This is a genomic window from Thermotoga sp. SG1, from assembly GCF_002865985.1.
Taxonomy (GTDB): domain Bacteria; phylum Thermotogota; class Thermotogae; order Thermotogales; family Thermotogaceae; genus Thermotoga.
Genome location: NZ_LNDD01000004.1, coordinates 54,755 through 67,100, shown reverse-complemented (window position 1 = coordinate 67,100; position 12,346 = coordinate 54,755). Strand labels below are relative to the sequence as shown.

9 protein-coding genes are annotated in these 12,346 nt (G+C 45.2%); 2 read left to right on the top strand and 7 right to left on the bottom strand.

Annotation, left to right across the window (positions count from 1 at the left end):
* Positions 1-91 precede the first annotated feature (91 nt).
* From AS006_RS05720 to AS006_RS05705, 4 genes are read right to left on the bottom strand one after another with little or no spacing between them, the layout of a single operon-like run.
* Entirely contained in the window at positions 92-499 is a 408-nt protein-coding gene (locus tag AS006_RS05720) for a cupin domain-containing protein (RefSeq protein WP_101513403.1), read from the bottom strand.
* 4 nt (positions 500-503) lie between these two features.
* Entirely contained in the window at positions 504-1,367 is an 864-nt protein-coding gene (locus AS006_RS05715) for an alpha/beta hydrolase (RefSeq protein WP_101513402.1), read from the bottom strand.
* The gene (locus tag AS006_RS05710) at positions 1,357-2,562 is read right to left on the bottom strand and encodes an MFS transporter (RefSeq protein WP_101513401.1); all 1,206 of its coding nucleotides are present in this window, start codon (positions 2,560-2,562) and stop codon (positions 1,357-1,359) included. The genes AS006_RS05715 and AS006_RS05710 overlap by 11 nt, the downstream gene beginning before the upstream one ends.
* A 13-nt stretch (positions 2,563-2,575) precedes the next feature.
* A complete protein-coding gene (locus AS006_RS05705) occupies positions 2,576-3,577 on the bottom strand; it encodes an aldo/keto reductase (RefSeq protein ID WP_101513400.1) in 1,002 nt (333 codons plus the stop codon).
* Positions 3,578-3,711: 134 nt separating this feature from the next.
* On the opposite strand from AS006_RS05705, the gene AS006_RS05700 reads away from it, so the two are divergent.
* Positions 3,712-4,611 (top strand): AraC family transcriptional regulator, encoded by a 900-nt coding sequence (locus AS006_RS05700; RefSeq protein ID WP_101513399.1) that lies wholly within the window; start codon positions 3,712-3,714, stop codon positions 4,609-4,611.
* Here AS006_RS05700 and AS006_RS05695 read toward each other — a convergent pair.
* Genes AS006_RS05695 through AS006_RS05685 form a run of 3 tightly spaced genes read right to left on the bottom strand, consistent with a single transcriptional unit; the run spans position 4,608 to position 10,537 of the window.
* On the bottom strand, positions 4,608-5,564 hold the full coding sequence (locus AS006_RS05695) for a DUF1175 domain-containing protein (RefSeq protein WP_101513398.1): 957 nt from the start codon (positions 5,562-5,564) through the stop codon (positions 4,608-4,610). The genes AS006_RS05700 and AS006_RS05695 overlap by 4 nt on opposite strands.
* On the bottom strand, positions 5,506-5,952 hold the full coding sequence (locus tag AS006_RS05690; RefSeq protein WP_199167428.1) for a hypothetical protein: 447 nt from the start codon (positions 5,950-5,952) through the stop codon (positions 5,506-5,508). The genes AS006_RS05695 and AS006_RS05690 overlap by 59 nt, the downstream gene beginning before the upstream one ends.
* On the bottom strand, positions 5,930-10,537 hold the full coding sequence (locus tag AS006_RS05685) for an MG2 domain-containing protein (RefSeq protein WP_101513397.1): 4,608 nt from the start codon (positions 10,535-10,537) through the stop codon (positions 5,930-5,932). The genes AS006_RS05690 and AS006_RS05685 overlap by 23 nt, the downstream gene beginning before the upstream one ends.
* A 182-nt stretch (positions 10,538-10,719) precedes the next feature.
* On the opposite strand from AS006_RS05685, the gene AS006_RS05680 reads away from it, so the two are divergent.
* Positions 10,720-12,018, top strand: a complete 1,299-nt coding sequence (locus AS006_RS05680) for a DUF438 domain-containing protein (RefSeq protein WP_101513396.1) — start codon at positions 10,720-10,722, stop codon at positions 12,016-12,018.
* Positions 12,019-12,346 lie beyond the last annotated feature (328 nt).

Genomic DNA, 12,346 nt, shown 5'->3' with positions numbered 1-12,346 from the left:
TTACTACTTCTTCAAGTCTTTCAAGTGAACCTGCACCAAAGATGAATCTTGTTGGATTGTAGTATTCAAATCTCATCATGATTAACACTTCCTATTTTTCTTCAACTGCGCTTTTATACTCTTCATCTGTAACAGGTCCGAACCACTTCGTAGGACCAAGGTGTACCCTGGTGCTCATACCAATGTGGGCGAATTCTTCATCCGGTGCAGCACCGTGCCAGTGAACCACATTCGGTGGGATCTCCACTACGTCTCCTGGTTTAAGAGGTCGAGCGGGTTTTCCCTTCTCCTGGTAAAAGCCTTTTCCTCTTGTCACGATCAGGATCTGTCCACCTGGATGAGAATGCCAGTGAGTTCTGGAAGAAGGTTCGAAAACAACGTTGTATACCTGAGTGTCAAAAATACCATCCTCGTCTGTAACAAGCATCTTCACCCAGACTGTTCCGGTGAAGAAATCGCTCGATGCCTTTGTGCCCTTTTCAAAGAGATCGCTGAACATGATTTCACCCCCAGAGATGCTCCTCGAGCCACTCAAAGGCAAGATCTATCCACTTTGCCACGTGTGGGTTAATCTGATCGTCCGTTCTAGCAGTTGTTTTGTCTGCAAGGGATAGACCATGCCCACCCTTTTCAAAAACATGGAATTCAAAAGGAACTCCATGCTGTGCAAGAGCCTGAACGTACGTGATCACACTCTCCACGGGAACATACTCATCGTCTGATGTGGTCCAGATGAACGTGGGCGGAACGTTTTTGTCAACGTGGTAGGTAGCGGAGATCTCTTCGAGTGATTCTACAGAGAAACTCTCCGTACCGAGGACCGTGATGGTCGATTTGAAAAACATCTCCGAAGCCGGACCACTTTGTTTTTTGAAAATCTCGTACATTTTTACATAGTCCACCCCGGGATAGGCGAGAATGACCGCTGATGGTTTCAAGACGTTGGATGAAACGTCCAGCGTTTCGGAAAACCATTTTCTGTGCCACATGATACTGTACAGAGAGGCCAGAGCTCCTCCAGCGGAAAAGCCGACAATCACGACCTTCTCAGGATCGGTGTTCCAGTCTTCTGCTCTCCTCCTGATTGTGACAACGGCACTGGCAAGATCGTACAGAACATCCGGATACACCTTTTCTGTCCCCATACTGGCTGTGGTGTACCTCAGAACGAACGCGTTGTAACCTCTTGAAAGAAATCTCAAAGCTACAGGTTCGGCCTCCCTGTCCGATGTGGAAAGAAAGGCACCACCCGGGCAGATCACCACGGCGGGTCTCTTTTCCCAGGAAATTTCTTTCGAGCGATTTACGATGTAGGAGGTTAGCGTCACCGGACGGTCTTCCCTTAAGTTGATAACTTCAACTTTCATGTTCTTCCTCCTTTAAACCCATCCTGGCACCCACTGTGAAAAAGATCGGCGAAAGAATCAGTATGAAGGCAGAAAGGAGTATGGCGTACTTCATCGAACCAGTCAGTGAGACTATGTATCCGTTCACAAGAGAAGAAACGATACCGGAGAAAATAACCGCTCCCACGTAGATGTTGCTTGCCCTTTCAAAGTGTTCCGGTGAAATGAGATCACCAAATATCGCCCAGAAAGAAGGTGTTGAAAGTCTCCAAAAGAGAATAGAAAGTCCCATCATAATGGCCGTTAAAAAGGGACTCACGGAGAGAGTGGAAAGTATCAGAAGAACTGCTGACGGAAGCAAGCCAGCGTACAGTGGTATCACTCTTCCACGTATTCCTCTCACCCTGTCAGACCACAGACCTATGAAGATCTCCAGAGTGCCAGATACAACAGCCATGATTCCAAGAACGAGTGCGATGAAACCATAGTCCAGCTGAACTTCGCGAACAAGGAAGGTGGATAGCCAGTTGAACATCAGGTTCCAGGTGTAAACGGCGGAGAAATGACCAAGGGAAAGCCACAGCACGATGGTGAACACATGCCTGAAAGTAGCGTGTGCTTTCTTTTGAGAACCGCTCCACTCTGTTCTTCTTTGCGTTTTTGCCTCCAGAAAACCGTTCCACAAGAGGTACGCAACTGGAACGTAGATAACACCGAGAAGCCCACCAGCGATCATGGAACTCTTCCAGGAACCATTCACGAGTGCGACAACAACGTACCCGAGTGCAAGTCCTATCATTGAACCTGTGTTGTATATTGCTGTTGCGATCCCTCTTTTTCTGGGATCCACATACATCTCAACCACTTTTGCAGCGAGTGGATAGGAAAAGGGAACAGCCAGACTTTCTACTATTCTCACAATATTTAGGGAGAAAAAGTCTTTCACGAAAGCAACGAGGATGGTGGGAACTGAAAGCATCACCATGATCAGGGCAATAGAGTTCATCGGAGACAATCCGTGAACGAACCTCCCAAAAAACATGGGGGAGAAGGCGGAAATGACCGCCCAGGTACTCATTGCAACTCCCATGGCACTCCAGTCCACACCGAACTCTTCTACAACGGATGGAAGGACTGCTCCAAACACCGATCCTTGGAGTATCGATAGGCTGGTGAGACCAAGACATATTCCAAGAAGGATTCCCATTCTCTTCATATAATCTCACACCTCACAAGTAGGTCATCCTCTCAAGATCCTCAGGATATCTTCCACCTTTTATCTCTATCCTCGAGAGAGCTTCGTTTATCTCCTGGAGTTCCTCTGGTGTCAGTTCGACAAAAGCTCCTCCGATGTTTTCCAGAAGATGACTCAGTTTCGTTGTGCCTGGGATGGGAACGATCCATGGTTTTTGAGCAAGGATCCATGCAAGTGCGATCTGTGAGGGTGTGGCTCCTTTGCGCTCTGCGATCTTCTTCAGAAGCTCTACAAGTGCGAGATTTTCCTTCAAATTCTCCTTCTGGAAGCGTGGAATCCTGCTTCGAAGATCCACTTCATCGAACGTGGTGTTTTCGTTTATTGCCCCCGTGAGGAAGCCCTTTCCGAGAGGACTGTACGCCACAAAACCAATCCCCAGTTCCTCGCAGGTAGGAATTATCTCCTCTTCTGGTTTCCTCCACCACATGGAGTATTCGTACTGAACTACATCGACTGGGCACACTCTGTGAGCCCTTCTTATCGTCTCTGCAGAAGCTTCACACAGTCCAAAGTGCTTTACCTTACCTTCTTCTATTAGCTCCTTCACAGTCCCTGCCACTTCTTCTATTGGAATGTTCGGGTCCACTCTGTGCTGATAAAGAATGTCTATGGCCTCCACCCTGAGTCTCTTCAATGAACCTTCTACAGCTTTTTTAATGTGTTCTGGCCTGCTGTTCAACCCTTTCCAGCCTGGTCTTCCATCTTCGTAGAGTTCAAATCCGAACTTTGTTGCTATCACAACTTCACCTTTGAACGGCTCCAGCGCTTCCCCAACGAGTTCTTCGTTTGTGTAAGGACCGTAAACTTCTGCAGTATCGAAGAAGTTGATGCCAAGTTCCACGGCCGTTCTGATGAGTTTGATCATCTCTTTTCTGTCTGGAAGTTTCTTCTGGCCGAAACTCATCTTCATACAGCCAAGTCCGATGGCAGAGACTTCAGGACCTCTTTCTCCCAGTTTTCTTTTCGGAATCGCCATGGTATCCCCCCTCATGAAAGGTTCAATATGAGTATACTGTTTCATCCAGATCAAGAGGTAGAAAGATATTTTCAAATTTTTGCCTGATTTTCCAGAGCGGAGTAGAATTTCACATGGAAGGGGGATGAGATAACATGGATGAATTCGAATACGTGAGAAAAAAACTCATTGAAAGGATTTTACATCTCACAGAAAAACAACCCGTGGTGAGCCCTCTTCCAGGTTTGACGGTGAGCAGAAGAGAGTCCCCCACAGAGCCAAACAGTTACATGCTTCCGCCTGGTATCTGCATCGCTATTCAGGGTGCAAAACGTGTTCTTCTTGGAGAAGAATACTACGTCTACGATGTGAACAACTTTCTGCTCACTTCCCTCGATCTTCCGGTCACAGCCCAAGTGATAGAAGCCTCCAGAGAAAAGCCGTACATCGGTCTGGTCTGGGAAATAGACATGGACATCCTCACAGAACTCATCGTCGAGAGCAGGTTCTGCGTGCGTGAAGACAGGCCTTCCCGGGGAATGTCCCTTGGAAGGGTGACTCACCAGATTCTGGATGCCTTCAGAAGGATGCTCGATCTTCTCGACGAACCAGAAAACATTCCCGTTCTTCTTCCTGTGATCAAAAGGGAGATCACGTACAGACTCCTCACAAGCGAGCAGGGATCAAAACTCTTTCAAATGGCGATGTCTGAAAAAACCAACGTGATGAAAGCAGTGAACTATTTAAAAGAGCATTTCAACGAAAAAGTGAACATGAAAGAACTTGCCGAACTTGTTGGAATGAGTGTGTCTTCTTTCTATCAGCATTTTAAAGCCCTGACCGGTATGACACCCCTTCAATACCAGAAAAAACTCCGTCTGTGTGAGGCAAGAAGACTTCTCATGGCAGGGAGCGATGTCACAACGGCAGCCTACCAAGTGGGTTACGAAAGCCTTTCTCAGTTCAGCAGAGAATACAGAAGGTTTTTCGGTGTTTCACCGTCCCATGATGCAAAAGAGTTTAAACAGGGAATATATGAAAAGGTTCTTCATTAGTTCAAAAATTTAAACCTGTAGAATCCCAGAAAGTGCGGGTTGATCTCCAGTGGAGCCCAGGATGGATCATAATTCACGAGTTCCGAGTATCTGACAAATCTGAGTTCTCCCTGATTTTCACCGAGTGGTCCTGTGTGATACACAAACCATCCCTCGTGTTCTGCTGTGTTCAGGTTTCCCACAAAGATCATGAGGTGGTAAGGCATTTGAACGTCTTGAGGGTGAAAGAAAACCGCTATATCACCCGGAAGTGCCTGAGAAACATCCTTTGTGATGAAATCCATGCTGCATTCCACGAGTATTCTTGCGATGGCAAAGTTTGCAAACTCGTCTGGGCCGTTGTATGGACCAGGCTTTATTCTGAATATCTTCGTACCAACCAGAGGAAGATTAGGATAGTTGTACTTTTCCACATCTTCCCAGATGGGCCCATCGTACCCGGAGAGAGAAAACCAGTTCGCCGTGTGTTTCTTCAAAGCCTCTCTCACACAGTATCTGACAAATCCTGAACAGTCCCTCTCGTTTCTGGGCCAGTGGGGAGGATCGTTTTTAAACGAAGACAGTGCTATCCAGATGAACCAGTTTCTGAACCTTTCTCTGTCCTCACTGTTCAGTTCCAGAGAGTCCGGGTATCCATCGCCATCCGAATCTTCTTCACTCGGTTTCATCGTGATCTTCCACTCTTTTTTTACCCTGAAAATTCCTCCACTCCTGAAGGACATGCTTATGACCTCACCTGGTTTTGCGTTCTTTATAACAACACCGCCCTCTTTAAGAACAAAATCCTTTGAACAGTTCACACTCGCTCCTTTAAACTCCAGGGGAACAAAAACATCCTGAACGTCTTTCAGAACAAAAGTATCCTTCAAAACCTTCACATCGAACGTGATTATTTCAACGATGTTCCACAGAAGGACGCCTGTAACGATCAATAAAATCAGGTATTTCTTCATATCGAACCACCTTCATGATCCTCAAAAGACAATCTCTGTGATAGCCATAGATCTTCTCAGGCTTCACACCAAGAAGGAAAAGTATCAGACCCTCTTCCATCCACTCCGAAAGGTCAAAGTACTTCTCAAGGACATGATGGAGAAGTTCATGGATGAAAACATCCTCGAGGCAACCTTTCCTTCGAAGCGTCTCAAAAGGTTGGGTGTAAATGATGCCATCCTGGTAAATGGCTCCTATATAGTAAGGCATGCCGGTTATTCTGCTGTATTCTTCAAGAGTACTGCATTCAAAGATCGTCACATCTGTAGCCGGTTCAACCCCGAGGAATTCGCATATCTTCACGAACCTTTCCAGGGAGACCAGTTCAAGGTTGACTATCTCCTCCATCGAGAGGATGTTTACCGATGCGAAAAACGAATGGATCTGAATGAGCGTAAACGTCACGAGAATACATCGAATAAACCCTTGCCGGAAGAAGATGAAACTCTCCATCCGATGTCACTCTCCAGAAATATTCGAAACTTTTCCCGTAATTCCAGATAGCGAAAAATGCCACTCTATCCTTGTGAAATTCCCTGCCAGAGTACCACTCGTCCCAGAAACCATACCAGCCATACACGAATTTGTTTTCCTCGACACCTTTTTCTTTATAGTTTGGAATCACCTGAGCACAGGAGGGTATGAAATCTTCTACGATCAGGTATTCACCATCACCTTCAATGCTTATTATTGTTTTGACGATGTCTCCAACCTGAACGCTCACATCTTCGACATCGAAAGTTACTTTGTATGTTCCCTCCAGCACATTTGAAGAACCGCTGAAACGTACGTCCTGTGCCACAAGTTTCTTACCATCCCACAATAAAACTTTCTCAGCAACAAACGGTAGTTCGACGAACCTTCCCCCAGTATACCAGTACATTCTGTTTTGTCCTTTAAGAATCAGTTCGTTTCCTGAACAGGAAAGCTTCGCTACATCCTCTGGAACGGGGATTTCTTCTTCACCTGCTATCACCTTTCCTTTTTTGAAAAGGACGATTTTATCCCCAACAAAATCACCATCTATAACTTCCAGATACCTTGTGATGACGTTCTTCCTTGTGTCATAAACGAGTACTTCATCTTTGGAAACTATGAGAATCAGGCCATCTCTGGTTTTTATTTTGGAAAACGGATACGCCTCTTCTTTTATTTCCGCCTGATTTCCTTTCACCCTTATGGTAATTCCTAAATATTCAAACGTTTTATCCCGATGTTCATAGGGCAGGATGAAGAGTTCTTCATTTTCTTCCTTTTCAACTGTGTGTATTGAGTGTGGAACGTAACCTTTTCCGAGAGGCAAAAAGACATCCACGAGTTTTCTTTCCTCTTCTATGAAAAGTTCATACCTCTTGTAGAACTTCCTTTTTATCTTCATACCCTCGCTCACGGACTCTTTCGGCACCACTGGATATATGACGTGTACCTCCACCAAACCATTACCTGAGACAACCAGAGATCCAGGAACAAGTTGGCTCTCCTCCCCTGGCACCAGTACGAACACTTTTCCAGAGTTTAAAACCTTCAAAGAGGTGGATTCGTACACTGGCATCGCTTCAAGGAGTGCAAGGATCGCAAAAGAAGTGTCCTTCGTGGAGGTCCAGAAATATCCTTCTTTCTTCAAAAGAAGGTAATTCATCAGTTTTTTTCTGAGCTCAGGGAACTCTTTCCATTTCACAAGGGCTCTGAGTAAGACACTGTTGAGTTGAATCTCACTGATGAGGGGATCTTCAGAGGTCACCTTCAAATAGGCTTTTTGATCGTCCTGAACGACGTACTTCAATACCTCTGTCAGCGCTTCTTTCGATTTCATGCTCAGGAAGACCAGATCTGCGGGAGTTTTGGGTTCGAACGGCTTGTGTTCGACACCGTACAGATTCAGAACGTAAGAACCATAAGCAGATGGGTGGGATTTGAGGTACTCTATTCCTCTATTTACAACACTTTCTGCCACATCGTAGCCTGCTTTCATTGTGAAATACAGCCCTTCCATAACATAACATGTCATGAAATTGTTGGTTTCATCTGTATCGAACCATCCCCATCCACCGTCAGCGTGCTGATAGTAGTATATTCTGAACAACCCTCTCTGTATGATTTCATCCAGATCTTCCACCTTCAACCCCAGGTTGGCCGCAACCACCGCGGGGAAGAACCGACTCATGGTCTGTTCAACACATCCGTACGGAAAATCTATGAGCTGCCTTAAGCTGTCTTCGATGAGTGGTGTTATGCTGCTCAAAAATCTTATCTTCGAAAAAACAAACGGCCCTTCTGGAAGCGTCAGCGTTTCTTCCCCATCTACGAACACTATCCTGTAAAATTCCCTCTCAAAAGCAAACCTTTTGACGGGAACTTTCAGTGAAATCGCATCGCTCAGATCGCCTCCACTGGCAAAGAATTTCACGAAACTTTCCTCGGAAGGAGAAATCGCCTTTACGGTCCAAGTCTCCGTGTGAGACGAGTTCGCTCCCATCAAGAAACGTCTCGACGGATTTCCTTCAACGAGTTTTATGTTACTAGGGAGTTCTATTCTGATCTCGACGGGAAACTCCTTCTCCGTTCTGTTGAAAACAGTTGCAGATAGCCTCATGATGTCTCCTTCTCTCAGGAAAGAGGGAAGGTGTGGTGTTATGTAGAATTTCTTGGAAACAACGATCCGCTCTTCTCCCTGGGAAAACCTGTCCTTTGAAAAACCATAGGCAGTTGCTTTGAACGACGTTATACTGTCTGGCACCTTGAAACTTATCCTCGCCGTGCCATCGTGGAGTTTCACCGCAGGTATCCACAGGACCGTGTCAGGAAAGTATTCTCTGACATTCACCCTACTGGGAAAAGCATTCTGTTTGAAATCAGCAAAGGTTTTCTCTTCGGGCAACGAGGCAAGTTTGTTTCGGATCGAATTCCTCGAAACGTAAAGACTCCATCTGGATGCAAAACCATTTCTTATCTGTGGATAGTTCACAGAAGGGTACAGAAACTCTTCGAGAAGGGGAGGCTCCATTTCCACAAGATCGTATATTGCCTCATCAACCACCGAGATACAAACCTCATCCACACTGGATTTTACTGTGATTTGTGCGATTTCTCCAGGCTCGTACTTGTCTTTGTCGAACACTATCTCCATGGCGGTAAAATTGGTATTCAAAGAAACATCCAACTTTTTGGTCAGGTAGATGCTACCTTTTTCGTCGAATCCAACAAAAACAAAGAAAATGTTCTTTTCCAGGATATCTTCAGGAATTTCAACGAGAAGTTCGGTGGAACCTGTGAAGACAACGGGAATTGTTTTGTAGATCCTCTTCGAAGCAATTCCCAGAACACCCTTCACACTACCAGGGGCAAGGAGACGAATCGGTATTCTATCACCAGGTTTCACCGTATCGCTCTCTGTGATGATCACGAACTCATTGCTCGTTCTTGCACCATGGTAGGCACACACGTAAACATGCGTTTTTGCCTTCTTGAAAGACAGTTCCAGTTTATAGCACCTGGCTTCATATGGAACGAAGTCGAAAGTTGCTTCGCCGTTTTCCACAACCGCCGTGCTCGTTGAATCATCGTGCAAGACGTAGAGAACACCTTCCAGAGGGTTTCCCGACAGATCCGTTACCTTCACAGTCATCCTCACCTGATTTCCAGGGGATGTGTAAACGAAACTGTCCTGTGGAGAGATTAAAACGTCATCAGCGTATACCTTCACATTCTTTTTCTCTTCGATCTGCCTCTGACTCACGTCTGCCACGATGACCTCCAGAACGTAGACCCCCTGAAAACCTTCTTGGGTCTTCACACCAAACTCCAGAACTCCCTTTTCGTTCGTGAAGCCTGTTCCTCTGTAGACCAAATAACCACTTTCGTCTTCTGGGAACGCATGGACGTAGTAGGCAACCTCTGCTTTTTCGACCGGCTGATCGTTGAAATACTTAACTCTGATTCGGTAGTTTATAACTTCTCCGGATATGTACGTTTCCCTGTCGGTTTCGATGTTTACTCTGTATTCTGGCTTTCTGTACTCCTCAACCAGAAAGTTCTCCCAGAACGTGTTCTCACCATGCTCGATCTTTATCCTGTAAAGACCAACTGGAGCCGTGTCTGGTAATTTCAAACTTCCGTTGAAGCCTCCGAGTGAGTTGGTTTCAAAAGTTGACCTGTAGATTTCGTTTTCCTTCGTATCAAAAACAGTCACGGTTACTTCTGTTTTTTCAAAAGCCTTGTACACGTTTCCATCAACTTTGAAAAGCTGTCCTCTGAAGTAAACGGTATCGGACGGTTTGTAAATGGGCCTGTCTGTGATGAAAAAGAGTTTTTCATCTTCAAAAGTCCTTCCAGAGGTGAACACTTCACCGACGAAGAGAGAGTCTTTATACCTGACATAGACTGTGTCAAAAAGATCGGTAACTTCAACGGTTCCATATTCATCGGTGAAGAATCTGCCGATAGGTTTCGAATCTCTGTACAGAATCACTTCCGCTTTCTCTGCAAAACCATCGTCGATATCAAAAACATGGAGCACCGTCCTTTTTCCATCGGAAAAGTAGATTACCTCAAGATCGGTGACGATGAACAAACCTCTGTCGAGCTCTTTTGACATGAAGGGTGCTGGAGAAGTCAGAGTAGCAAAATAAAAGCCCTTTTCTTTCAAGGGCACAGAGAATCTTTTCCACTCGTTCCTTGAAGAGAACGTTTTTCTGTAAACGAGGGGGTTGTTTTTCTGCCACCAGAAATCGAAGTTTTCTCCAGCGAAAACAGCCCTCAAGAATTTCTCTTCGTCTTCCACTTTCCACACATTCAAGACAACATTTTCCATGTCCGAAATGACAAAAGAAATTCCTTCACCAGTTCGCAGGATGGGATCTCCTGAAAAGTACGCATAGCCTCCAAAGAGGAAAGCAGTCATAAAGATAATGAAGGAAAAAAGCAAACTTCTCATACCCCCACCCCCAGTTTGCTCTGTCGTTTGTGTTATTATATCACTAAACATAAATCAATTTTTTGAAAAGTGTAATACGATGATCCGCTTCGGTTGGTTCGGCAGTAGGAAAACCATCGCAATCCACCCTGTGCTATAATCTAATAAGGATTACCTAAATATAGTTGAGGGGAGTGATCGGTATGGAAAGAGAAAAGGTGGAAGTCTTCAAAGACATACTGAAGAGACTTCACAGAGGTGAGGATATAGAGTCTCTGAAGAAACAGTTTGGCGAGCTGCTTTCCAGATTGTCACCGTTTGAAATTCCCGTTATAGAACAGGAACTTCTCAGAGAAGGTGAGATCAATGTGAGAGACATCATCAAGATGTGCGATCTTCATGTTGAGTTCTTCAGGGGAGCCGTATCAGAGGCTGGTAGAGAAATAGAAAACCTTCCAGAAGGTCATCCTCTGAGAACTCTGTACGAAGAGAACAAACAGATACTCAAAGACGCAGAGGCTCTGGGTTTGCTGGCTTCCAGTACGTTTTCCCTTCAAAAGGAAGATCCTCGAAGAAGAAACTTCTACGAAAAACTCATCCAGCACGTGTCGGAACTTTCCAGAATAGGATACACGCACTACACAAGAGAGGAGATGTTGATATTTCCATACATCGAAAGAAGGGGAATCACCGCAGTTCCCACCGTTCTCTGGTCAAAACATGATGAGGTGAGATTGAAAATAAAACTCCTGATCAACCTTCTGAAGAAAGAAGAAGACGATGAACGGCTGAAAAAAGAAGCCCTCGAACTTTCAAGGATGCTCTCGGATATGGTCTTCAGAGAAAACAACATCCTCTATCCAACTTTGAAGGTTCTTCTCTCCGAAGGTGAATGGAAGGCCATAAAGATGTTTGAAAAAGACATAGGATACTACAAGGTGGAAGTGGTGAAAGAGTGGGAAACTTCTGCAGAGCCACTCCTTCCACACCAGATAGACCCAACCGTTTCTCCCGAAACGTACGAAAAGCTACCCGAAGAGATCAAAAGGGTTGTAGGAGCACTCAGACCTGACACTGAGTATTCACTTGTTCGAGAAAATGATCTGAAACTGAAAAGCGGATATCTTTCCATAGAGGAGTTGAACGCAATTTTCAAGACTTTGCCAATCGATGTCACCTTTGTGGACAAACACGACAGAGTTCGTTTCTTCTCAGAAAGCCACAGGATATTCCACAGATCACCCACCGTCCTCGGAAGACCGGTACAGTTCTGTCACCCACCAAGAAGCGTTCATATCGTGAACAAGATCCTGAAGGCCTTCAAAGAGGGAAGAAAAGACCCTGCAGAGTTCTGGATCAACATGGGGGAGAGAAAGATCCACATAAGATACTTCCCTGTTCTGGATGAAAATGGAAACTACATGGGCACCCTCGAAGTCGTTCAGGACATCACCGACATAAGAAAACTCGAGGGAGAAAAAAGACTCCTGGACTGGGAGTAATACCCAGGAAAATCCCGACACTTCCAGGCTCCCCAGTGGGAGAGCCTGTTTTTTTGGTGCTGTAAACAAAACCTTGTCATCTGCCGCATGTTTTCATCAGATATGAATGCTGTTCTCTACATGTGAACACCGTCTAATAGTTTTCAGATACTTTGATGTTATCATCTTAACTTGGAGTAAAATCGATTGTAGGAAACAAATCAACATTGTAGAAAAAAGAGATATTCTGAAAGATATAATCCTGTCAGTTTGTTGTGAAAAAGTGGGGATGAAAAGAAAGGAGTTTAATGGGTATTATTTGGCAAAATCTCGCTATTCGTGGCCTGTT